The sequence below is a fragment of the Vibrio toranzoniae genome, from assembly GCF_024347655.1.
Classification (GTDB): domain Bacteria; phylum Pseudomonadota; class Gammaproteobacteria; order Enterobacterales; family Vibrionaceae; genus Vibrio; species Vibrio toranzoniae.
In genome coordinates this window covers 451,598-473,875 of sequence record NZ_AP025515.1, presented here as the reverse complement: position 1 = coordinate 473,875, position 22,278 = coordinate 451,598, and the positions used below count along the sequence as shown (strand labels likewise).

Here is a 22,278-nt window from a genome sequence, read left to right as displayed (position 1 = left end):
ACCATGACTCAGATAAAAAATGACATCGCTATGATTGGCTTAGGGGTGATGGGTAAGAGCTTAGCACTCAACCTGCTCGATAATGGATTTAACGTTGCTGGCTTTGATTTAAGCGCTGACAACATTGAGCGTGCGAGTTCAGAAGCAAAGCAGCTTAATGAATCCTTTGACGGCAAAGGTCAGTTCACCAAAGGCACGAGTCTTGAACATGTGTTGCAGAGCTTAGCAAAACCGCGTGTAATCGCACTGTCGGTTCCTGCTGGAAAGCCCGTTGATATCGTCGTGAATAATCTGCTTGATGCCGGTTTGGAGAGCGACGACATTGTTATCGATACGGGTAACAGCTTATGGACTGATACCGAGACACGTGAACAGAATTATAAAGGTAAGCTCCGTTTCTTCAGTACAGCGGTTTCTGGTGGCGAAGAGGGGGCTCGTGTTGGCCCAGCATTGATGGCGAGTGGTGACCCGTCTGCTTGGCAATATGTGAAGCCGATGTGGGAAGCGATTGCTGCAAAAGTGGATGCAAATGGTTTGCCTGTTGCCCAATTTGAAGTGGGTGAGGCATGCGCGGCGTATGTTGGCCCTTCTGGTACTGGGCACTACGTTAAGATGGTGCATAACGGCATTGAATACGCCGATATGCAGCTTATCTGCGAAGTTTATCAGTTCATGCGTGGTGTGCTTGAAATGCCTGCTCAAGAGATTGGCCAAGTCTTTGAGCAGTGGAATAATGGTGTACTTAATAGTTACCTGATGGAAATCAGTGCCGATATTCTTCAGCATGAAGATGTGGTGACGGGTAAGCCATTCGTTGAGGTCGTGCTAGATAAAGCTGGGCAGAAAGGCACGGGATTGTGGACGGCGGTTAATAGCCTTCAAGCAGGTTGCCCAACGCCAACCATTGCACAAGCGGTTTACGCGCGTGCGATGAGCGGTCAAAAATCACAACGTGTCCAGGGAAGTCAGCTTTTAAAAGGTAATATTGCTGATGCGAACTTGTTAGATAAAACAGAAGTGATTTCTGAACTTCACGATGCTCTGTATTGCGCCAAACTGTGCGTTTATGCGCAGGGCTTTGATTTGTTGAAAACAGCGTCAGACAAAGAAGGTTGGAACCTAGATTTCACTCAAATAGCAAAAATCTGGCGAGCGGGGTGTATTATCCGTGCGGCTTTCTTGCAAAGTATTACAGCGGCTTACCAACAAAATAATGAGCTAGCGAACCTGTTGTTTGATGAGGCTTTCATTAAACAAGTGGAAGAGCGTGAGCTGGCTTGGCGTATTGCGGTAGCGAACTCCGCTTTGTTTGGTGTGCCGATGCCGGGGATAAGCTCAGCATTAAGCTACTTCGACTCTCTGCGCTGCGAAGTGTTACCTGCGAACTTGCTGCAAGCGCAGCGTGACTATTTTGGCTCCCATACCTATTCAAGAGTCGATAGAGAGGAAGCTGAAAAATTTCACGTAACTTGGAGTCAGTCTCCAAGAACTGAAGTAAAAGTTAATACCTAAATGATGTATAACGCCCTCGCCATGAGGGCGTTATTGTTTGCACCGGAAGTAACAATAGATAGATCTTTTTTATGTTCTTGTCGTTGCATCAACCTTTTGTTAGATAAGGCTTCAAATTCCAAGTCAGTTGGATACACTGTTACCAGTAACATAACTCAAAAATAATAACTATTAATTATGTCGAATAAGAAAAAACGCCCTACATTACAAGATGTTGCCAACCTAGTTGGCGTAACTAAAATGACGGTGAGTCGCTGTTTACGTGATCCTTGCCAGGTATCAGAAGCTTTGCGAGACAAGATTAACGCAGCAGTCGATGAGCTGGGTTATATCCCTAATCGTGCCCCAGATATTCTTTCTAACGCAAAAAGTAATGCGATTGGCGTTTTAGTTCCCTCGTTAACCAACCAAGTTTTCGCTGAAGTGCTCCGTGGTATTGAGCAAGTGACGGCACCAGCAGGTTATCAAACCATGATTGCCCACTATGGCTATAGCCCTGAGTTGGAAGAGCAGAGCATTGCTTCGCTGCTCTCTTACAACGTTGATGCGATTATCTTGTCAGAAAACGTTCACACCGATAGAGCTAGAAAAATGCTGCAAACGGTCTCGATCCCAGTGATTGAAATCATGGATTCGGTGTCTCCAAGGATTGAACAAGCGGTTGGCTTTGATAACTTCGAAGCCGCTAGGGCGATGACTAAAACCATACTCGACAGAGGGCGGACAAATATCGCTTATTTAGCTGCTCGCATGGATGAGCGTACTCGCTTAAAAATGGCAGGCTATGAACATGCGATGCAAGAGGCCGATAAAGTGCCAGTAACACTGCAAACAGAAGACGCGTCCTCGTTTACTTTAGGCGCTAAATTGATTGGCGATTTACTCGAGAAGCACCCTGAAGTGAACGGTATATTTTGTACTAACGATGACTTAGCCATTGGTGCTTTCTACGAGTGTGTAAGGCGTGGTATTCAAGTACCTGAACAGATGGCGATTGCAGGTTTCCATGGACACGACATCACAGTGGCGATGACGCCTCGTTTAGCCACGGTGGTAACACCAAGAGAGCAGATTGGTAAAGTCGCTGCGCAGCAAGTGGTATCGCGTTTACAAGGAAATAAAGAGTGGGTTGCGAAGCTGGATCTTGGTTATGAGATTGAAATCGGTGAGAGTATTTAATTTGTATTATGTTTTGCTTTGACGGGATTAAAGCCAAACGCCCTTAACGATAGACATATCGTTAAGGGCGTTTTTATGTGCTAAACGTTCGCTGAACGTTTTCAAAGGTTAAGATCAGTCGTAGTAAACAATTGGTCATCCTAGCTTGCTAAAGCTTGCGTATCTTGTTGTTTCAATACTTTATGGCCATCTTCAGTGACGCCACGTTTCCAGTAGCTGCTGATATAGATGTTTTCTTTCGCTACGTCTTTTTCGTTTCTGAAGTACTGTCTCAGTTCACGCATGCTTTCAAACTCACACGCCGTCCATACTGAAACTTGGCCCTCTAACCATTCTGTGTTGCGCACAGTTCGTGAAAGGGTGTCTGAGGCTTCATCTGCAATTAACCAAGTGACCTTGATACCTTGTGGCGCTTCAAGTGTTTGCTTGTCTTGTTCAGAATTAATTTGAACAACAGCGTAACCCGTTGCTGATTCTGGAAGTGTTTTTAATTTGGCTGAAAGAGCAGGCAGTGACGTCATATCTGCCACTAAGAAGAACCAATCCGACTCAAGGTTTACCCCTTGAATCAAGCCAGGGCCAACCACTGAAATAGTATCGCCCACTTGTGCGTTCATTGCCCATCTTGCAGCAAAACCACATTGCAAATCTGTGGTGATATGGCGAACGAAATCAACCTCGATAGAGTTTTCGTCAGGGTGGTATTGACGAACCGTGTAGGTACGCATGGTTGGACGATCACCGTCATTCAATTGGCTTAAATCAGTTGAGCCTAAAGGAGAGAATAAAAGCTTGATGTATCCGCCGGCACACTCTGTTGGGTATTGACTTAATCCCTCACCGCTAAGCGTTATACGTTGCATGTTCGGTGTGATTGTTGAGGTTTGACTAACGGTTAATGTGATAGGACTAGGCTTGCTCATGAAAGGCTCTCTTAGGGTTTGATTTTCACATGATAATCCTGAATAAGATAACACTCAATAGTAATAATTATCATTTACCTTTATTTACACAAGCGTGACGTATTTTGAATCATTCCGTTAGATCGAAAGTCATCGACAAAAAAAGTTTATCGCGCCTTTATAGGGAAACCTCTTTGCTCTTTAGCAAAAAAGCCAGTTGTTGGCTGGCTTTGTCTGGATAGTTAGCACTGTTAGAAGTTAGCTTATAAGAATGCAGTTTTGGTATAGGCTTTTCTTACAGTAGTTTCCAATAGTCTCGGTTTCTATCAGTTAATCATTTTTAATTTGTGCTATTCACAAGGCGGCGCCATATGGATCACTGCCAAGCCACCTAAAGAAGTCTCACGGTATTTCTTGTTCATATCTTTACCCGTTTGATACATAGTCTCGATCACTTTGTCCAAAGAGATAAGGCACTTGCTGGTACGTTTCAACGCCATGCGTGATGCGTTAATAGCTTTCATTGCCCCCATTGCATTACGCTCAATACACGGCACTTGGACAAGCCCACCAATTGGATCACATGTCATGCCCAGTGAGTGCTCCATTGCGATCTCAGCAGCAATACAGATCTGTTCGTTGCTACCACCACGTAATGCAGTTAAGCCTGCAGCAGCCATTGATGAAGATACGCCGACTTCACCTTGACAGCCAACCTCAGCACCAGAAATAGACGCATTGGTTTTGTAAAGAATGCCGATCGCCCCAGATACTGCTAAGAAGTCTTTAAGCTGTTTTGTATCAAGTTCTTTGATGAAGCGATGGTAATACATTAACACGGCTGGAATCACACCGGCAGCACCATTGGTTGGAGAAGTTACCACTTGTCCGCCAGCCGCATTTTCTTCACTTACTGCAAAGGCGAACAGGTTGATCCAATCCATGATCTCCATGGGATCGCTTTCGATGGAAGCATTGGCCTCAAGCTTTTTCAAAAGTGCAGGGGCACGGCGCGTGACCTCTAGGCCACCATCGAGAATACCTTCGGTATCAAAACCTCGTTGCATGCAAAGTGACATCACCTTCCAGATCTGGTCGGCTTTTTGGTCAATTACATCCATATCTTGGAACGAAATTTCATTACGCAGGATTAAACCACCCAGGCTGAGACCATTTTGTTCCGACAACTCCAACAACTGATCGGCAGAAGAAAAAGGGAACTCTACTTTTGTTTCGGACTCTTTTTTTCCGTGTTGTAGTTCGTCAGCCGTTGCGATGAAACCACCACCAATCGAGTAGTAAGTTTCCATTTCTAGAAGGCTGCCGCTTGCATCAAAGGCTGAGATAGTCATGCCGTTTTCGTGAAGTGGAAGGTTAGTTTTGTGGAATAGTAAGTCGCTTTCTACGTTGAAGTGAATTTCATGGTTACCGCTAACCATGAGAGATTTGTCTTCAATCGCTTTACGCATTGCTAAATTAGCGCTGGTTATTTTGATAGTATCAGGGCGGTTGCCAAGCAGACCTAACAGCGTTGCACGATCGGTGTGGTGACCGATACCTGTTAGCGACAGTGAACCGTATAGGTCGATCTGAATACGAGCAACTTGTTCAAGTACAGATTCAATTTTTTGTGTAAAATTAAACCCAGCGATCATTGGTCCATTTGTATGGGAGCTGGAAGGCCCGACCCCAATTTTATAGATATCAAAAATAGACAGCATAGTAACTTCCTGTGAAGACGGTTCGATGAACGAACTCTGGTTAAATTTTGTTTTGTTAGCTTTATTTCTTTGAGTGAGACAAATGCTAACAAGCATAGGTGGTGAAACTCAAGAGCGTGCTATTTTTGCTTTACAGTGGCACGTGGCTCTCGTGTGTGTGATTTATGATACTGCTATTAATAGTGAGCGTTATTGTAAGCAACATGTAAGAACTTAAAAATACTTTTGTTAACAGGTATTGTATACATAATTCACTCCATCAGAACACCAAAACGAGACTTGAACATAAAATGAGCATTAATCACCTCCTTATTGTGCTGGGTAAGCGACTTAATGAGAACAAATTGACTGATGAAGGAATGAGTCGAATTGATGCTTTAGTTGATTATCTTACGGTCGAATCTAATCAGAAACTGGCGGTTGCATTTTGCGGTGGGGTGACCAAAGGCCAAACCCGATCAGAAGCGGATGTGATGTACCAATATTATCGAAAACTTGAAGATCAGCGTGAGTATCCGTTCACCTTAGGGGCTATTTTACTGGAGAAGGCATCGACAAGTACGGTTGAGAATATTCAGAACTTGGCCTCAGAAATGATTGAAAGCGGTCTGTTTACGCGTGGGCAAAATGTGAAGGTGACGTTTGTTTCCAATGACTACCACTTACAGCGTATTTTCGAAGTTCAAGCGTTGATGGATGAACAAGGCTTGCTTAAGGTTCTGGTTGAGGAGTGTTCTTCGCTTGGGATCGAACTTCAAGTAGACCGTCGGCTAGATGCTCATGTTGCGGTGCCATACCCTCATCAAAGTGTTCAGGGGCATTTGTTTTTATTGATGGATGTACTGACGACTTATCGAGTCTATCTTGAAGGTGTCTGCGCGGGGGTATTTCAGCGAGATTTAGAGTCAGTAAGACAAGAACCAGAAAGGCTCTCTTTAGAAGCCTTAGTTGTTGTAAAAGAGCTAGTCGCGAAAAGCTTCACGAAGAAAGGCTCGACGGGGTTGTCAGCCCTGTTTGATATTGTAGACAGTTTACTTCCGGTATTGGAACGCTGTATTCAACATACTCCAGCAGATACAGATATTAAAAAAGTCAGGGAGTATCTAGCGCTACTAGACACAAACCTGACTTTGTTGAACCGATATTTAGACCCAGAATCTGACCACACACATCGCTGGTGGCGATAAGCCGTTATTTCTTTCTCGTGATGCCAAGAACCGTTTTAAGGCTAGCAAAAGCAATCAAACAATAGGCTAAAAGCTCAGTACCTTCTTCGGCGATGTTTTTAACCACGCGCACGTAATCATCCCCCATAACGTTGTGCCAAAAACTGCCCATGCCAAACAGACGAGAAAATACCAATAACAGCATGACACCAGTAACCAAAAGGTTCATGTGCGGAGATGCAAGAATAAGCGCAAGCTGGTCAATGGTTCGTTTACCATTTTTAATCGCATAGAAAATGGCACTGCCAGAAACCAATAGGGCAGGGACAACCCAAGCACCATGTACGATCTTGTCGAACCAAAAATCCATTTCACGAATAAACATCACACCGAAAAACGCGCTGATGAGCAGGGCTGCGTGCTTAACTTCGGTTTTCTTTCTTGCTAGATAAGCAAAAGATCCAGACGCAATAATAAGCAGTAACTGCTGCAGCATTTCGGTCACTGACACTTCACCAACAGATCCATTTAACAATATAAAATCAATTCGAAGTGCCAAGTTTACGATAATACCAATAGCTAAAACGACTAACGCCGTTTGACACCGTTTATAGATAACTTGTGAGGTGGATTGTGAGAGCGTGAACTCAGGGAGTTCAAACGACATATGAGCTTTTGCTTCTTTTTTAGGTTGGCTTTTCATATCAATTTAACATGTAAATGTCTGTAACAGATCGATATTTTATCGACCTGATACATTCACAATGTCAGGGCTATGTCATAAATAAAACGCTGTTCAATTGATGTTGTGGTAAAGTAAACCGCCGCTGAGTCGCGGGCAGTTTACGTAATATCATGGGATTTTATTGGGTGAGAGTTGTGAAGAAATAATGCTGATTATATCGATGTGGCGTCATAAGCTCACAGCATCACAGCATCACAGCATCACAGCATCACAGATTAGCTGTCTTCTTTCTGATCGTGGTTATTGCGGTAGTATTCCCACTGTTCGATACGTTGACCATCTTGTAATACACAATAAGTGGTTCGTTGATTATTTTCCGTTACCGTGTCCAATTCGCCGTCCTGTTGAACACAATAAACCGATGCCGGGTTAGCGACTGAAACACGTTGACCTTCGCTATATTCTGCATAGTCATTAGCACAACCGCCTAATACAAGGGCAAACACAGCCATCAAACCAATTTTTTTCATGTTTATCTCCTAAGTGATAACTCTACAAGTGAATGTGTTAAGTTCTACAGAACTAAATTTAAAGCTCTATAAACCAGTATATTTTAGATTTAAGAAAAGGTTGTTCTAATTTGGTCAAGATATTGAAATAGGTTGATATTTCCTCATTTTTAACTGTTTTTTGAGCATGAGATCAAGCTCAGTTAGGTTGGGGCCTTAAAAAGAGAGACACCCTATGACTCGAGGTTTGTAAGATGGGAATTATTCTCTTACGACCATGAATCCCCCGCGATAAAAATAATATCTTCCGAGTTTTGTCGGTCATTCTGAGCCTCTAATCTACGCTTGGTTATGATATGATGCCGCCCAAATTCAGTTGAGCAGTCAGAACGATGAGACACCTAAAAACCACAATTCACCCAGATATCGAACACTTAGATAATAAAACGGTATATAAGCGCAATGCCGCCCGTGCAATTGTTTTAGATGGTGAGGATGTTCTGATGCTCTATACGGAACGTTACCACGACTACACCATTCCTGGTGGTGGCTTGGACGAAGGCGAAGACGTGATCGCAGGTATGGTTCGTGAACTTGAAGAAGAGACTGGTGCTAAGAATATTCACAGTATTAAGCCGTTCGGGATATTTGAAGAATTTCGTCCTTGGTATAAAGACGATGCAGACATGATGCACATGATCTCTTATTGTTATTCGTGCAAGATTGATCGTGAGCTTGGCGAGACGGATTACGAAGACTACGAAGTGAAAAACGGGATGAAGCCTGTTTGGGTGAATATCCATGAAGCGATTGCCCATAATGAAAAAACCATAGCGGAAAGCCCTAAAAAGGGCATGAGCATTGAACGTGAGACATTTTTATTGCACTTGATCGCTAAAGAGATGTTGTAAATGGTCTTCGACTTCTAAACCTCCTTTTTTAAGCTCGTTAATTGTGCTCCGCCTGAAAGTGGCCGGCTTTGGGCGGTTTTCCCCAGCGTCAAACACAACATGTAGTTTGGCATTGTACATAGGTTGTTCAATGTGGTTGATGCTACTAGCTAAATTGTTTTGGTGTCTATTTGCCTCTGCGATTGTTCAACTTAGCTTGAGTTATATATCCAATCGCTGTGAACCTGCCTTAAGCAAAGAATCCTTATGAAGAATAAAAGACAGTTTATTGCCCACTACCTGCGCATGAATCGCACCTCTTACTTGATGGCGGTCGTGTTCATTTTCCTCGTTAACTGGCTACAGGTTGAGATCCCTCGTTATATTCAATTATCGATAGATTTGATTGATGATGCTTCATTTAGTGGTCATCAACAGCTTCAACATTATGTTTGGATTGTAGTCGGCATGTCAGTCGCTATGGTTGTAGTGCGTATTCTGTCTCGTATTTACGCGCTTAACCCGGGCCGAATCACTGAGGCGGCATTAAAAAGTACACTTCTACAAAAACTCAATCGTTTACCTAATAGCTTTCATGAGCGTTTTGCTTCTGGTCGGTTAATCTCAATAATCAATAACGACCTTAGTGGCATACGTTTGTTGTTTGGCGTAGGTTTTCTCCAGTTCTTCAATGTGTTACTTGCACTGTCACTGACGCCTCTCTATATGTGGCGTATATCTTCAGAATTAACGCTCTATTCGATTATTCCTATCTCAATAGCCTTTGTGATTTTTCGTGTCGGCTTTAAACGTATGAAAACGCTGCATTTAGAACATATGAAGCGATTACAAAACCTGTCGGCTCAATTGATGAGTTATTTGTCTGGAATTGATCTGATTAAAAGTCAACAGATGTCACCTTGGGTGATAGCGGAAACTGAAAAACTCAACCAACTATTGCTTGAGTGTCGTCTCAAGATTACCCGCATTCAAGTCTTCTTTATGCCTGTACTTGATTATGCTAATGACCTGATGAAAATCATTATCCTAGGTTTTGGCGGTTACATGTTAATGAGACAGGAACTTACCTTAGGCGAGATAACCGCTTTTCTGACTTACTCTGTGTTACTCGCTATGCCATTGATGCAGTTAGGTAGGATCGCGACTATTTATCAGCGAGGCATGGTTGGCATTCAAAGTGTGCAGACGATTCTTAATGCTAAAGTTCCAGAGCTTGATGAAGGTAAACTGTCTGAGAACGATATTGAGTCCCTAAAGGGAAAAACGTTTTCCATTCGCAATCTCAGCTTTAGTTATTCAGGTGAAGAACGTCTGATTCTTGATAACATCAGCTTTGATATCCCAGCGGGTAAGAAAGTCGGTGTACTTGGTGGCATAGGGGCGGGTAAAACGACATTAGTGAACTGTTTGAACCATCACTTGGACGTTCATGAAGGTTCTGTTTTCCTTGGAGAAAAAGATGTAACCAGCTTCTCACGCAGTGACTTGCGCCGTTATGTTAAAACCGTTACTCAAGATCCTTACCTGTTTTCCGCAACCGTCGAAGACAATATTCGTTTTGGTAGTCTAGATACAGATTTGGCGAAAAGTCAGGTTGATGAAGTGCTGGAACTCAGCCAGTTGGCCGGTGATGTCACACGCTTTGAAGGTGGAGATCAAACCTTAGTTGGTGAAAAAGGCATCATGCTGTCGGGTGGCCAGAAGCAGCGTCTGAGTATTGCGCGAGCCCTGTTGCAACCGACCGATCTGATCATCATGGATAACGTTTTATCCGCTGTCGACTATGAAACAGAACGAAAAATATTGGAAGGCTTGTTTAAACGCTTAGAAAATCAGTCTGTTCTTGTGGTTTCACACCGTGTAAATGCCCTTGAATATATGGACGAAATTATCGTGTTAAATGAAGGTAAGGTCATTGCCAAGGGCAGCCATGCCACGTTACTAAAATCGTGCGATTATTATTACGACACATGGCAATTACAGCAGAATGAAACGGAGGCAACAGCATGTTAAAAGGTGTTGATCTCAAGTACCTCAAGCACTTTTTTAAGTTTGCTAAGAAATACAAAGGCTCTGCGATTCTGGGTATTGCTATGCTTCCGCTCTCTGTCCTCACAAGCTTATTGTTTCCTTGGCTTATCATTCAAGTGATCGATGTTCATTTGAGCCATGGGGATATGGATGGACTGCTCGAGTACATTTTCTACTTGGTTGCCGTGCTAGTGGCGAGTTATGTGGTGGATACCACCTATTCGTATAACCTGCGTAAAACGGGTCAATATACCATCACGGACATGCGCTCCGTGTTGTTTTCTCGTGTGCTTAAACTGCCGCGCCGCTATTTTGATAACACACCTATTGGAGTAACACTTTCACGGTTAACCAGTGACTTGGAAACCATCGGCGAGACATTTGTTCAGTCGGTTGTTGGGCTTGTTAAAGACAGTATTAATACTATTGCTCTGTTGGTGATGATGTTCTTTATTGACTGGCAGTTAACGATGATTGTGTTGATTATCATGCCACCAGTGATGTACTTGACGGTGTATGTCAGAAACCGGCTTCGCGCTCTGTATAAAGTCACGCGATCTTCGCTTGCTCGTGGAATTGGCTTTCTACAAGAAGTTTTGTTTGGCATGAAAACGGTTCAGATGTACCGAGCGGAAGGACAAGTTGAGCAGCGCTACCAAGGCTATACTGATGAGTTTTTGAGAGCGCAGAAAAAGATCAATAAATACGATGCGATTCTGTTTTCGTTTATCTCTGGCATTACCTCAATCACCATCGCGATCATGATTTGGTATGGCTCTGAGCAAGTGATTAAAGGCGCACTAACCTTAGGTGTGTTGATCGCCTTCATCAACACGTTAGAGAAAGTGTTTGTCCCGATCCGTGATTTTACCTCGCAGATCGCTTCGATTCAGAGTTCATTCGCGGCGTTTGACCATATAGAAGAGCTGTTTGTTGAGCCAACTGAAGAGGAAGAATGTCATTTATTGCCATCAAACAAGGTTGAAAAACAGCTAGAGCAGTTTGAGAGCCTTGAGTTTAAGAACGTGAGTTTCCGCTACAAAGGCGATGCTCCGTATGTGTTGAAAAATGTCTCTTTTGTATTGGAGAAGAGACATCAAATTGCGCTTGTCGGTTCCACTGGATCTGGCAAGTCTACGATTCTGCGTTTGATCTCTAAAACTTATCAAAACTATGAGGGCAGCATTTTATTGAATGGTATTGAGCTGTCGCAGATTTCAAGCGAAGACTCAGCTCATTTGTTCTCAATGATGATGCAAGACGTGCACTTATTTGAAGAGACAATTCAGTTCAATATTGCGTTGGGTAAAACGCATTTATCTAAAACCGAGGTTGAGCAGGCAGCGCGTTATGTTTACGCCGATAAGTTTATTGAACAATTGCCACAAGGTTATGACTTCCACTTGGAAAAGAACGGCTCAAATTTGTCTGTGGGGCAAACGCAGCTTATTTCGTTCGCAAGAGCGGTCGCCCAGGGTGGGCAGTTGATGATGCTTGATGAAGCAACTAGCTCGGTGGATTCCATTACCGAGGATCTCATCCAAAAAGCGATGCAGCGTCTTTTCAGGGAAAAAACCGTGATTGCGATTGCACACCGTCTGAGCACTGTTCGTCATTCTGATACAATTTTGGTGTTGGAGAAGGGAGAAATTGTCGAACAAGGTAACCATCAATCGTTGGTTGCTCTGAATGGTATTTATGCTGGTTTGTTGAAAGAGTCAATTGTTGAAACGAGTGATTCTCAGTCTATTCTAGCTTGAAACCTCCAACAGATTACCGCACTTAAACAGACGATATTGGCTTGAGCACGCCTGACTAGTTTTCTATTGTTCTCTAGTATTCCCAATAGCTTAGAGGTAAATAAAGCCTATTTTACGAGTGTTAATATGTTATGATTTTGCGATAACTTAAGGATTGTCTTTGAGCACAAAAATGTATGTAAGCAAAACGTACGTGTTTGTGTTAGTCACTTTCTGGCGAATATGGAATCGAAAATGTTGTTGGAAGAAGTAGTAGAGATTATTGAATTCACGGACTCAGACCATTTATCTCAAGCAATGGAACGGTTTAACGAGTATGGCTTTGTTGATGCTGAGCTTTTGCCTTTCATGGATATTGTTTTTGAAACGGCGCCAGAGCAGTTAGCAAAAAAATTGTCGCAAAGTGGCTTCAACGGCCAGGTGCGAGTTGAGAAGAATGATGACGCATCCGGCTTCCTCATTATTGATGCTGGACGTACTCAATTACAAGACGCTATTCAAATCAACAAAATAGCGTAAGCAAGGCAACACTAAGTTCAGTAAATCGAACTTAGTACAGTAACACCAGTTATGATTATTAGAGGTTAATAAAGTGACAATAGCTACCGTATCACCAACAGAGCAACACATTTCCAGTGAGAATGCGCTTCTAGGTGCGTCTTTATTAGCAGCGCAAAAAGTTGAGTTAGCTCTATTCAATGTTATTTCTAGATTAGCTAAAGCACTACCAAAGGAAAGGCAGCAGCAACTAGGCTTGAACTTGGATACATTTTTAAGAGAAAAACCAAGTGAACAAGACTCGTCGCTGAGTTTTTATGAACAAACGTTTGGTGCGCAGCTTCCTCTTAAAAAAAGCGAAATTAACGAATTTATTGACCACAGAAATTTAGTGATTCATAACTTTTGGCGAGTGACTGGTGCTGATGTGAAAGGCGGTGAGAAGCTTGCTAACCCAGAGCTTTACTTAAAAGAGTTCTTAGCTAAATGTGAGTACTGGCAAATGATGCTTAATACTCAAACTAAATAACTAAATAGAAATAAGAAAACCATAGTGAGTATGCTATGGTTTTTTTACGAATAATGCTGAAGTTTAAAATTGCCGGCTTTATCGCTTGTCTCTCATTTAGGAGACACAGTGACACAACCATGAAATATATAAGGAATATGTAAATGCTTCGAATCCTATTGATTGCAGTGTTCTCACTGGTAACAACCATGAGCTTTGCAAGCGAGGAGGTTACTTACTCAGAACAAGAGTATTTAGATAGACCGCTGATGGAACGTTATATCTTAGACGAGTTGAAGCAGTTGCGAATGGAACAGCAAGATCTTGAAAGACGCTTAACCATTCAAATGACGGATCGTGAGCTTTCTGTGGCTGACAAGTCACTGAACTATGCGAATGTCACTGTGACGTATTTTTTCTATATCATTGCCGGTGTTGCTTCACTCATTGCCTTGGTTGGTTGGCAATCAATTAAAGAGCTCAAACATACCACTAAAGAAATGGCCGATCAGCGACTTAATTCTATTGCTCAAGACTATGAGAAGAAATTCAATGTTCTTGAAAGGGATCTTAAGCGTAAGACTAGAATCATCTCGGATAATAACCGAGAGATTGAAATTATCAATGAGATTCATAACTTGTGGTTGAGAGCGCAGAATGCGCAAACGGCAGAACAAAAGATTGAAATCTATGATGAAATATTAAAGATTCGTCCTGGAGATTTAGAAGCGCTAACCTCTAAAGCCGATGCTGCTATGGATATGCAGGAATACCACTGGGCAATGAGTCTATGTAATCGTGTATTAGAAGTCGATGATCAAAATGCTCACGCTTTGTATCAACGGGCTTGCTCATACGCAAGATTAGGAGCAGAAGCTCAGTCTATCGATGATTTAGAGCGCGCTATTGAAGCTAGTGGCTCAATGAGAGAACTGTTAGCTGAAGAGCCGGATTTTGAAATGTTGCGAGGCCTAGACCGCTTCGAAGCGCTTCGAGAAGAGTAATATTAACGACAAACAGTATTCGGTGATGTGATTGGCTGACTGCTGAATGGACGTTCATGTCTAGATGAGTACAATTTAACCCTTCCAAGTTTGATAGGAAGGGTTAATCGTTACGTAACACATTTTCGTGTTTACCTGCTCTATTAAGCTACGACAACCGCTGTGCCACTTGCTGAAACCATCAGCATGCCATTACCTGTGCCTAAGACTTCGTAATCGATATCAACACCAACTACCGCGTTGGCACCTGCTTCTATCGCTTTTTGCTCCAACTCTTTGAATGCGTAGTTACGTGCTTTCTCTAGCTCTTTTTCGTAAGTGCCAGAACGTCCACCCACAAAGTCACGAGTTCCTGAAAACATATCTTTGAAAACGTTCACTCCTAGAATGGCTTCTCCGGCAATAACTCCTTTGTAATCGACAATGCGTTTGCCTTCGACAGATTGCGTGGTGGTAATAATCATAGTGTCCTCTTATAAGCTAGCTTTATTGTTAGATGGTTTAGATCTTATTTTTGACGTTATGGTTGGGTTCTATTCGTTATTGCTTATTGAATCACTATTGAGCGTCAGCTTTGCGTGTGAATTCATGCCTTAACCATGCTCTTAGTTGTAGCACACTTTCTTGTTTCAATTTGTTGTTAGGGCAAACAAAATAGAAATCCTGGTGTGGATTAGGGACTGGCTCTCCAAGCTCAACCAACATACCGTGGCTTATATCATCTTTTACAAATAGGCGATGAGTGACCAAGACACCAAGCGAGCGAATTGCGGCTTGCACAGCTTGAATAGAGACATCGAACGTCAAGTTACTGTGGAAAGTGGGCATTGGAACTTGGTAATGGTCGCACCACACTTGCCAGTCTAGTTTTCGTCTAGGATTAAATACACCAATGGGTGGACGCTGTTTTACTATCTGCTCAACGCTTAAGCCCATTTGACTCTTCAATAGACTAGGACTGCACACCAACACCAGATCATCGTCGCCTAATTTTTCGCTGTAATACTGGTTCCACTCATTGGGTTTACCATGCACAAGGGCAATATCTACACCCTCTTGCTCTATATCGAAAGGGCCCGTTAACGTGGAAATACGGATATCGAGTGAGGGAGCGAAGTTTTGGAAATCAGGAACTCGAGGTATCCACCAATGCATGGCGAGAGAGTTCACCATGTTAAGAGTAATGCGGTGCTCGTTAGGTGTTCTTGCCAGTTCTTCGGTAGCTTCGATTACTTGTTCTAGTGCTGGTGCTACTTTTCGATAATATCGTTTACCTGCGGCATTGAGCACAACGCGACGTCCCACTCTCTGGAACAGTGGTTTATTGATCTGTTGTTCCAACGATTTTATCGCCTGACTGACCGCTGAGTGACTGACATATAACACATGAGCAGCCTCGGTCATGCTGCCTGTTTCTGCGACAGCTACGAAAGCGTAAACAGATTTTAGTGGTACGAGTTTCTTCATTGGTAAGTTTTCCTTACAGTTATGGTTAATATTACTCGCTATTTTTCATCTCGTCATGTCTTTAAAGTAGTGGTCATAGGAGGTGATAATTATGTCTGATATTACCAAGGCAACAGTTTTCATGTTGTTGTCGACATTCAGTTTGTCTTTAAGCGGCTTATTGGCCAAGTATTTGTCTGAAACGATGACAATCTCATTGCTGAGCTTCGTCCGGTTTCTGCTGCCTAGCTTATTTCTATTTTTCTTCTTGGCCTTTTACAAAATCACTCAGCCTTCACGAGAGATGTGGAAACCTTTGGTGATGCGGGCTATCTTCATGGTTGCGTGTCAGTGGTGCTTTCTTACAGCATTACAAACCTTAACGTTGGTTGAGGGTATCGTATTATTTAGTACTGGCCCTTTATTTATACCCTTGTTAGAAAAGTTAATGTTTGGAACTAAAGTTCATACAACGACGGTGATTTGCTTGGGGGTGACATTTGTTGGCGTAGTGCTCATGGCAGGGGATTGGTCTCAGTTTGAATTTGGCTCGACATTCTTTAGGCCCGAGCTGCTGCTTGGGTTGTTAGCTGGTGTGTTTAATTCGGGATCACAAGTGAGTTTGTATCGAGCCTCCAAGACTAGCCTTACACCAGCAGAATTAAACGCATGGACCTTCTTAGTCGCAGCAATATTCGTTTTTCCCATGATCGCGGTCACGTCGCTCTCTTCCGCTGCGGAAGTCATTGGGAATGATAGAGGGTATGAGGCCTTAGCGACCTTATTGTCAATTGATAGCATCAGTTGGATTGGCTTTGGAGTTTTTGGATTGGCGCTATTTACTATTAATACGCAAATTTTCCGCTCTAAAGCGTATAAGCTGGTAGACAGTGGATCTCAGTTGGCACCTCTAATTTTCACTAACATGCTGTTCAGTGCGCTATGGCAGATCTTGTTCTTTGATGATGTGTTTTCAACTCAGCAATTAATGGGTATTAATCTAATTGTCGTCGCGAGCATAACGAATACGCTATTGGCCAAAAGACACAGTAAGGCAAAAACTAAGCAGACACCGCGAGGGACAATCAATGAGATAGCCTCCTCTGTGTTGGGCTCCGCTGCTAAAAGCTAAACGATAGATTTAAGGCTAGAACAACGAGCGCATGTACTCTTTCACTCGACGGATATGCTTATCCTGATCAATGTTACACCGTTGGTTAGGTTCAAGAAATCGAGCCGCGTATTTGTCATAGATCTTGTTCTCCAGAAACAGTAAATACAGTTTCGGATCAATGTGACCGCTGGTTGCCATGTCGGTCATGATACTCAGTGATTCATCTAAATGTTTGCCCTTCTTGTACGGGCGGTCACTTGACGTTAAAGCTTCAAAGGCACTGGCAATCCCTATTGCTCTAGACGGTAAGGGCAATTGCTCTTCGTTTAGACCTCTTGGATAACCTTTACCGTCAATACGCTCGTGGTGGCCGCTGGCGAGATCGGGAATGTTTTTGAGATAAGATGGGTAAGGGAGTTTGCTGAGCATGATGAAAGTCTGAATGATATGGTCGTTTACCATGAAACGTTCTTCATCGTTTAGCGTACCATGGCACACTTTCAAGTTATGCAGCTCACCTTGGTTGTATTTTGTTTCTCCGGGTTTGAGTACGAACTCTTCTTGCCACACGTCTGCTGGGTTAAAGCCGTTATCCCACGGTATTTTATGTTCGGGTTTATCAGCAAGTAATGGTTCCATTACGGGAAGCGCCTGTTTACTGTTATTTGGTGCTGTTTCATCCTGTTCTGCTGTACCCTGGTTAGTGCTGTACCTCTCTTTTTCAGCCCAAGACAAGCCTAATTGATCGTCTAATGTGCGTTTCCATTGGCGTTTTGCAATTTGGTCCAAGCGTTCTATTTGTTCTTCCGTCATTGATTCACTACCCTGGTTGCATTTAGCAACGAAGGAAAATTCTTCGTCCAGTTCTGATTGTTTTTGTTTGAGGATCTTAAGACTTTCTGCCTGAAGCGCACCATTAGCTATGGCCCTCCAATAGTCCGTTTCAGCTTGTTGTTTTAACAACTCGAAACGCATGCGAACTTCGTGGATACGGTCGTAAACCGTCTCCAATTTGGTTGCTTTGTCTACGATATATTCAGGGGTAGTGACCTTACCGCAATCATGAAGCCAGGCGGCTAGCATCAGCTCTTCCCATTGCTTATTATCGAGTGAAAATTGCGGATAATAATGGTCATCATCAATGGTTGCTTGGGTTATCCATTTGGTGAGTTCAGGTACTTTTTGGCAGTGCCCTTGCGTATAGGGTGATTTGGTATCAATCGCTGACGCAATAAGTTCAATTAAGGCATTGAGCATGTTTTTCTGCTGTTGCATTTGGTCAATGTTATCTTTGGCTATTTCAGCAAAACTCAGCAGCTCTCTTAGAAAGGCATGTTTGTCTGTTTGAATCTTAGTAATAGGCCTCTCATAGCCAATCACGACGATGCCAACCAATAATTTCTCGCGGTTCAACAAAGGAAACAGGAACAGGTCTGAATTGAAGATCGAGTTTTGATAATAGTTAAGAACGTTATCCTCTCGGTTTAAGTGGATGGTTTCTCCATGTTTGAGCTGAGATAGCAACCAAGGAGTATGTTCGATGAAATCATTGATATCTGCTTTAAAAGGAATAATGGATAGGTTGGCCGCTGTATCAAACACGTTTTTTTCTTTTGATTGAGTAAAGAGCACAATGGTTTCTGCTTTGGTTATTAAGTAACTTTGATGAGCAATGTTCTTGGTTAATATCGAAAACTCCTGATTACCTGCGGTGTCTCGAAGTAGAGAAATAAGATCATGAAGCGTGTGTTCCATCAGCTCAATCGAGTGCGTGAGGTCAACTACTTCCTTAATCATGCTTTTGGGGGAGCGGGTTCGTCTGAAATCAAATCGTGTGATGTTGTCAGTGAGTTGCACGAGCGTATTGAGTGGTTGAGATAGGCGATTTGCGACAAACCATACAATGCCGAAGCAGAGCAATAACATACCAATTGCCACGCCAACTTGCTTATCCCGCATGGAAATAAGGTCAGAGAGCAAATCATTGTGCGGTGTTGCTTCTGCCAAATAAAGGGTGACGTTTGGAGTCAGCTCAACGGGCGTTAACGTTAGTGCCCAAGTATTTAAGTTGTAATCAACGTTTTTTAGCTTGAGATCAAATTTCTGTTCATCAGAGATAAGAGGTGCTAATACGGATGATTTTAATGCTTCCATTTGTTCTCGTTTAGGCATTTTGACGAAGCTGTGTTCTTGTTCACTACCAGAAATCTTCCCTGTAGCTTGGCCATTATGTTTAATCGAACCATCGGGTTGATCAGGGGCAAGGTTAGGTACCGGTAGATCAAGCTGATGTTGGCCAAGAAGGTTAAAGTGTTTGTCAAATAAGGCGAGTCGGGTTTGCGGGGAATAGGCCAGTTCACTGATTTGAGACGAGAGAGATTCTAATGTGAAATCGGCCCCAACCACATGCTTGTCGTCTGCAGATCGTCTAGAAAGCGTAATTCCATTGGTTTGTAAAAAATAGAACAGATAGGGCTCAGAAAGTTGTATTGAGCCATTAGGCTTTGCGTTCCGAAACCAAGGGCGGGCCGTGGGGTTAAACTTGCTTTCAGCTTGCATGGTACTGATCACTTGATGTGTGCCATCAAGAAAAGTAATAAAATTTTCACCTTTAAGATTAGTACTGCTGATCATCATGGTCGCTTTGGCTGGTGCATTGTTTTCGGCTCTTTGTCTATTGGTACTTAAAGGGCGGAAAATTCTGAATTCACCATCGTCAGAGGCATAGAATAAAGCAACCAGACTTTTATTCTGCTTGAAAATGATATCGACTGATGCCAGCCAAGATTCTTTCTCGGTAGAGAAGGTTTGATGAGCCACAAATGGGCTCACAGCCATCACATTCAAGGTTGTGATAACGGGTGCGATGGCTTGCTTAAATACCGATTCCAGCTTATCGCGATGTTCATTACTAATTTCGCGCACTGTGCCTAGTAGCAATTCTTGAGAATGACGGTAGCTGATTGAGATAAGTACGGCACCGGCAAGTGTTGTCAAAATTAAGAAAAGGCTAGTGATGTGGATACTCAGCGGATATTGTCTTCTTCTCATCAAACACTCCAGTTTGTTAACTTGTATAAGTATTGACGAACTTGGGTAGGTTGCAAAAAATTGGTGTAATTACCAAGTTTGTACGGTTATACGTTGATGAGAGGAAGCGTTCTAGAGGTAGTCTTTATAAGGTTTGGATAGCTCAATGTCTAACAACAGGGTGAATGAAGTAAACAAAAAGCTCTATGCTTAGGTGCTAATTGTCACTTTCAACTGATAAACTGGTTAAATTGTTGCCACGAGGCACTCCTTTTCAGAAAGCGATATCAGAGATACCTTTTTGAAAAACGTTTAGAGACCAAGCTAGAGGCATTGATTCATGGAACTAAAAGTAGATACCCATACCCACACGTACGCGAGTGGTCACGCTTACAGCACGCTGATCGAAAACGCAAAGTCGGCGAAGCAAAACGGTTTAACAATGTTTTGTACAACCGATCACTCAGAGTCGATGCCGGGCGCGCCGCATTATTGGTTCTTCAGTAATCAGCGTGTACTTCCTCGTTTTATCGAAGACGTTGCTATCATCCGCGGCGTGGAATCAAACATCATGAACACACAGGGTGAAATAGATATTCACCCTAGTGTTGATAAGAACCTAGATTGGGTGATTGCCAGCTTCCACGAGCCAGTGTTTCGTCCGTCGGATGCCGCAACTCATACGGAAGCGTTGTTGAATGTGATTAGGGGCGGTCGAATTGATGCACTTGGCCACTTAGGGAACCCAAATTTTGATTTCGATTTTGAAACTGTGATTGAATGCGCAGCCCAACATAATGTCGCAATCGAGATTAATAACACCACACTCAAAGGCAATAGCCGTGTTGGTAGTGTCGACCGCTGTTTTGAGATCGCAAGAATTGCGAAAGCAAAAGGGGCATTCATTACTACAGGAAGTGATGCGCATTTCTGCCAAGACGTGGGCGGGCTGGATCTTGTGTCTTCACTGCTTGATGAGGTGGGCGTGGATTCGAGTAAGGTGATTACCCACTCGCCAAAGCAATTCCTAGCCTTTTTGGCACTGCGTGGTCGTAATGACATCCCAGAATACTCGGCTCTTGCTTAAGAGAATGTCGGTGGGTTTGCATTTCGACACAATCAATTTTTGTGCCTGTCAGATTTTTGTATACACTAGCCGAAAATAATAAAGTCGAAGTGCCACAATCATGGTGGCGCTATCTTCAAAGTCACAGTTTCACTTGGAGAAACAATGAAAACTCGCTCAATCCTTTTATCTGGCTTAATCGCTGCTGCAGTAATGTCTGGCAACGCATTTGCTAACGTTGACCTTAAGAAAAACATGCAAGAAATGAAGCTTGCGTTTAAACAAGCGGCAGAAGCTCAAAACATCGAAGAGATGCAGAAACCTATCGTTCGTTTAGATACGCTAGTGGCAGAACTGAAAACGGGTGTTTACCCAGTAGAAAGAGAAGACAACTTTATGGAAGGCTTCAAAAAAATCAGTGCTTCAATCGATAGCATTGAACAGAAGCTAGATCAAGGTGACTTTGAAGCGGCACAGCAAGAACTGCGCACGATTGATGGCCTTCGCGAAGAGTACCACGAGAAGCGTACCCCAAGCATTTGGAGCAAGATCTTCGGTTAATTCGTTTGTTCATTAGAGTGACCAGATAACAAAGTTCAACTTCTAAAACGCCGGTTATATTTCCTTTCCCAGGAAAATATAAGCGGCGTTTTTTATTGTCTTTTTTCTAATCAGTTTGATGCACAGAGGTGCGTAATATTTTATTAGCGCTTCTGTTGTACCCCGTTTTTAACGAAATAGAGTGTGCGTTAGCTTCAATTTTTTAACTTGATGTTAATCTTTACGTTTACCTATATAGCAAGTGCCTCATAATAAGGGAAATTTATAAAGATTTGGAATAATGCGCCGAACCTCGTTCAATCTCTCCATGTTACTCGCCACAGCGTTAAGTTGGGCTTTAGTGACATTAATGCCTGTTATCAATGCTCATGGTAACAGCGCGGGAGTGTGGGCGTCGTTATGTACGGTCAACGGCTTTGAACTGGTTCAAATTGAAGAAGGCGAACCGAATACTCATAAAGGTAAGCCGTGTCCGTTTAGCCATTTTTCCACATTTCACCAAGATGAACTTCCAACTACACTACTCACAACTCGACTGAGTTTTATTGTCTCAGACAGCTACGCTTTTTTGGCTCTAAGCGAACGCTACACGAGGCAAGCCCCGCGCGGCCCTCCCTTTGTTACTGCTTAAACCTAACCCATTAAAATAATTAAAAAATAAAGTATTAAGTAAAG

20 protein-coding genes are annotated in these 22,278 nt (G+C 42.9%); 13 read left to right on the top strand and 7 right to left on the bottom strand.

Annotated elements, in window-relative coordinates; translation table 11 throughout:
* The first annotated feature begins 3 nt into the window (after positions 1 to 3).
* Together gndA and gntR are read left to right on the top strand one after the other, a co-directional pair.
* A complete protein-coding gene (gene gndA, locus OCU50_RS16520) occupies positions 4 to 1,512 on the top strand; it encodes an NADP-dependent phosphogluconate dehydrogenase (protein ID WP_060469519.1) in 1,509 nt (502 codons plus the stop codon).
* Between the two features lie 177 nt (positions 1,513 to 1,689).
* The gene (gene gntR / locus OCU50_RS16515) at positions 1,690 to 2,691 is read left to right on the top strand and encodes a gluconate operon transcriptional repressor GntR (RefSeq protein ID WP_082710379.1); all 1,002 of its coding nucleotides are present in this window, start codon (positions 1,690 to 1,692) and stop codon (positions 2,689 to 2,691) included.
* Between the two features lie 140 nt (positions 2,692 to 2,831).
* Here the strand turns inward: gntR and OCU50_RS16510 are convergent, their stop codons facing one another.
* Positions 2,832 to 3,614 (bottom strand): siderophore-interacting protein, encoded by a 783-nt coding sequence (locus OCU50_RS16510; RefSeq protein ID WP_060469520.1) that lies wholly within the window; start codon positions 3,612 to 3,614, stop codon positions 2,832 to 2,834.
* 329 nt (positions 3,615 to 3,943) lie between these two features.
* Positions 3,944 to 5,314 carry an L-serine ammonia-lyase gene (locus OCU50_RS16505; RefSeq protein WP_017058616.1) on the bottom strand — a complete coding sequence of 457 codons (1,371 nt, stop codon included), beginning with the start codon at positions 5,312 to 5,314 and terminating at the stop codon, positions 3,944 to 3,946.
* Positions 5,315 to 5,604: 290 nt separating this feature from the next.
* Between OCU50_RS16505 and OCU50_RS16500 the strand changes: the two genes are divergently transcribed.
* Positions 5,605 to 6,501, top strand: coding sequence for a YdcF family protein (locus OCU50_RS16500; RefSeq protein ID WP_060469521.1), 897 nt, complete (start codon positions 5,605 to 5,607; stop codon positions 6,499 to 6,501).
* Positions 6,502 to 6,505: 4 nt separating this feature from the next.
* On the opposite strand, the gene OCU50_RS16495 is transcribed toward OCU50_RS16500, so the two are convergent.
* Positions 6,506 to 7,183 (bottom strand): hypothetical protein, encoded by a 678-nt coding sequence (locus OCU50_RS16495; protein WP_060469522.1) that lies wholly within the window; start codon positions 7,181 to 7,183, stop codon positions 6,506 to 6,508.
* Between the two features lie 257 nt (positions 7,184 to 7,440).
* A complete protein-coding gene (locus tag OCU50_RS16490; protein WP_060469523.1) occupies positions 7,441 to 7,695 on the bottom strand; it encodes a putative hemolysin in 255 nt (84 codons plus the stop codon).
* Between the two features lie 371 nt (positions 7,696 to 8,066).
* Here OCU50_RS16490 and OCU50_RS16485 point away from each other — a divergent pair, with 371 nt between their 5' ends.
* From OCU50_RS16485 to OCU50_RS16460, 6 genes are all read left to right on the top strand, one after another.
* Positions 8,067 to 8,585, top strand: a complete 519-nt coding sequence (locus OCU50_RS16485; RefSeq protein ID WP_060469524.1) for an NUDIX hydrolase — start codon at positions 8,067 to 8,069, stop codon at positions 8,583 to 8,585.
* Positions 8,586 to 8,831: 246 nt separating this feature from the next.
* Positions 8,832 to 10,598 carry an ABC transporter ATP-binding protein gene (locus tag OCU50_RS16480; RefSeq protein ID WP_060469525.1) on the top strand — a complete coding sequence of 589 codons (1,767 nt, stop codon included), beginning with the start codon at positions 8,832 to 8,834 and terminating at the stop codon, positions 10,596 to 10,598.
* Positions 10,592 to 12,376 carry an ABC transporter ATP-binding protein gene (locus tag OCU50_RS16475; RefSeq protein ID WP_060469526.1) on the top strand — a complete coding sequence of 595 codons (1,785 nt, stop codon included), beginning with the start codon at positions 10,592 to 10,594 and terminating at the stop codon, positions 12,374 to 12,376. Before OCU50_RS16480 ends, OCU50_RS16475 begins: the two co-directional genes overlap by 7 nt.
* A gap of 234 nt (positions 12,377 to 12,610) precedes the next feature.
* Positions 12,611 to 12,895, top strand: coding sequence for a hypothetical protein (locus tag OCU50_RS16470; RefSeq protein ID WP_046223975.1), 285 nt, complete (start codon positions 12,611 to 12,613; stop codon positions 12,893 to 12,895).
* Between the two features lie 73 nt (positions 12,896 to 12,968).
* Positions 12,969 to 13,403, top strand: coding sequence for a hypothetical protein (locus OCU50_RS16465; protein ID WP_060469527.1), 435 nt, complete (start codon positions 12,969 to 12,971; stop codon positions 13,401 to 13,403).
* 143 nt (positions 13,404 to 13,546) lie between these two features.
* Positions 13,547 to 14,386, top strand: coding sequence for a tetratricopeptide repeat protein (locus OCU50_RS16460; protein ID WP_060469528.1), 840 nt, complete (start codon positions 13,547 to 13,549; stop codon positions 14,384 to 14,386).
* A gap of 143 nt (positions 14,387 to 14,529) precedes the next feature.
* On the opposite strand, the gene OCU50_RS16455 is transcribed toward OCU50_RS16460, so the two are convergent.
* Positions 14,530 to 14,850 (bottom strand): heavy metal-binding domain-containing protein, encoded by a 321-nt coding sequence (locus OCU50_RS16455; RefSeq protein ID WP_060469529.1) that lies wholly within the window; start codon positions 14,848 to 14,850, stop codon positions 14,530 to 14,532.
* A gap of 94 nt (positions 14,851 to 14,944) precedes the next feature.
* The gene (locus OCU50_RS16450; protein ID WP_060469530.1) at positions 14,945 to 15,853 is read right to left on the bottom strand and encodes a LysR substrate-binding domain-containing protein; all 909 of its coding nucleotides are present in this window, start codon (positions 15,851 to 15,853) and stop codon (positions 14,945 to 14,947) included.
* Between the two features lie 91 nt (positions 15,854 to 15,944).
* On the opposite strand from OCU50_RS16450, the gene OCU50_RS16445 reads away from it, so the two are divergent.
* Positions 15,945 to 16,964 (top strand): DMT family transporter, encoded by a 1,020-nt coding sequence (locus OCU50_RS16445; protein WP_060469531.1) that lies wholly within the window; start codon positions 15,945 to 15,947, stop codon positions 16,962 to 16,964.
* 15 nt (positions 16,965 to 16,979) lie between these two features.
* Here OCU50_RS16445 and OCU50_RS16440 read toward each other — a convergent pair whose 3' ends face one another.
* Positions 16,980 to 19,997, bottom strand: coding sequence for an HD domain-containing phosphohydrolase (locus OCU50_RS16440; protein ID WP_060469532.1), 3,018 nt, complete (start codon positions 19,995 to 19,997; stop codon positions 16,980 to 16,982).
* A 319-nt stretch (positions 19,998 to 20,316) separates the two neighbouring features.
* Here OCU50_RS16440 and OCU50_RS16435 point away from each other — a divergent pair, with 319 nt between their 5' ends.
* The 3 genes from OCU50_RS16435 (at position 20,317) to OCU50_RS16425 (ending at position 22,234) form a co-directional block, all read left to right on the top strand.
* Positions 20,317 to 21,063: a phosphatase gene (locus OCU50_RS16435; RefSeq protein WP_060469533.1), complete on the top strand. Its 747-nt coding sequence runs from the start codon at positions 20,317 to 20,319 to the stop codon at positions 21,061 to 21,063.
* Positions 21,064 to 21,207: 144 nt separating this feature from the next.
* The gene (locus OCU50_RS16430) at positions 21,208 to 21,603 is read left to right on the top strand and encodes a cytochrome b562 (RefSeq protein WP_060469534.1); all 396 of its coding nucleotides are present in this window, start codon (positions 21,208 to 21,210) and stop codon (positions 21,601 to 21,603) included.
* A 280-nt stretch (positions 21,604 to 21,883) separates the two neighbouring features.
* The gene (locus OCU50_RS16425) at positions 21,884 to 22,234 is read left to right on the top strand and encodes a hypothetical protein (protein WP_048657751.1); all 351 of its coding nucleotides are present in this window, start codon (positions 21,884 to 21,886) and stop codon (positions 22,232 to 22,234) included.
* The last annotated feature ends 44 nt before the right edge of the window (positions 22,235 to 22,278 follow it).

Bases quoted from the DNA above. Each gene is read 5' to 3' on its own strand.
- OCU50_RS16470 (WP_046223975.1), top strand. From the start codon at position 12,611: ATGTTGTTGGAAGAAGTAGTAGAGATTATTGAATTCACGGACTCAGAC.
- OCU50_RS16510 (WP_060469520.1), bottom strand. From the start codon at position 3,614: ATGAGCAAGCCTAGTCCTATCACATTAACCGTTAGTCAAACCTCAACA.
- gndA (WP_060469519.1), top strand. From the start codon at position 4: ATGACTCAGATAAAAAATGACATCGCTATGATTGGCTTAGGGGTGATG.
- OCU50_RS16455 (WP_060469529.1), bottom strand. From the start codon at position 14,850: ATGATTATTACCACCACGCAATCTGTCGAAGGCAAACGCATTGTCGAT.
- OCU50_RS16495 (WP_060469522.1), bottom strand. From the start codon at position 7,183: ATGAAAAGCCAACCTAAAAAAGAAGCAAAAGCTCATATGTCGTTTGAA.
- OCU50_RS16435 (WP_060469533.1), top strand. From the start codon at position 20,317: ATGGAACTAAAAGTAGATACCCATACCCACACGTACGCGAGTGGTCAC.
- OCU50_RS16490 (WP_060469523.1), bottom strand. From the start codon at position 7,695: ATGAAAAAAATTGGTTTGATGGCTGTGTTTGCCCTTGTATTAGGCGGT.
- OCU50_RS16445 (WP_060469531.1), top strand. From the start codon at position 15,945: ATGTCTGATATTACCAAGGCAACAGTTTTCATGTTGTTGTCGACATTC.
- OCU50_RS16500 (WP_060469521.1), top strand. From the start codon at position 5,605: ATGAGCATTAATCACCTCCTTATTGTGCTGGGTAAGCGACTTAATGAG.
- OCU50_RS16505 (WP_017058616.1), bottom strand. From the start codon at position 5,314: ATGCTGTCTATTTTTGATATCTATAAAATTGGGGTCGGGCCTTCCAGC.
- OCU50_RS16450 (WP_060469530.1), bottom strand. From the start codon at position 15,853: ATGAAGAAACTCGTACCACTAAAATCTGTTTACGCTTTCGTAGCTGTC.
- OCU50_RS16425 (WP_048657751.1), top strand. From the start codon at position 21,884: ATGCGCCGAACCTCGTTCAATCTCTCCATGTTACTCGCCACAGCGTTA.
- OCU50_RS16440 (WP_060469532.1), bottom strand. From the start codon at position 19,997: ATGAGAAGAAGACAATATCCGCTGAGTATCCACATCACTAGCCTTTTC.
- OCU50_RS16485 (WP_060469524.1), top strand. From the start codon at position 8,067: ATGAGACACCTAAAAACCACAATTCACCCAGATATCGAACACTTAGAT.
- OCU50_RS16480 (WP_060469525.1), top strand. From the start codon at position 8,832: ATGAAGAATAAAAGACAGTTTATTGCCCACTACCTGCGCATGAATCGC.
- gntR (WP_082710379.1), top strand. From the start codon at position 1,690: ATGTCGAATAAGAAAAAACGCCCTACATTACAAGATGTTGCCAACCTA.
- OCU50_RS16475 (WP_060469526.1), top strand. From the start codon at position 10,592: ATGTTAAAAGGTGTTGATCTCAAGTACCTCAAGCACTTTTTTAAGTTT.
- OCU50_RS16460 (WP_060469528.1), top strand. From the start codon at position 13,547: ATGCTTCGAATCCTATTGATTGCAGTGTTCTCACTGGTAACAACCATG.
- OCU50_RS16430 (WP_060469534.1), top strand. From the start codon at position 21,208: ATGAAAACTCGCTCAATCCTTTTATCTGGCTTAATCGCTGCTGCAGTA.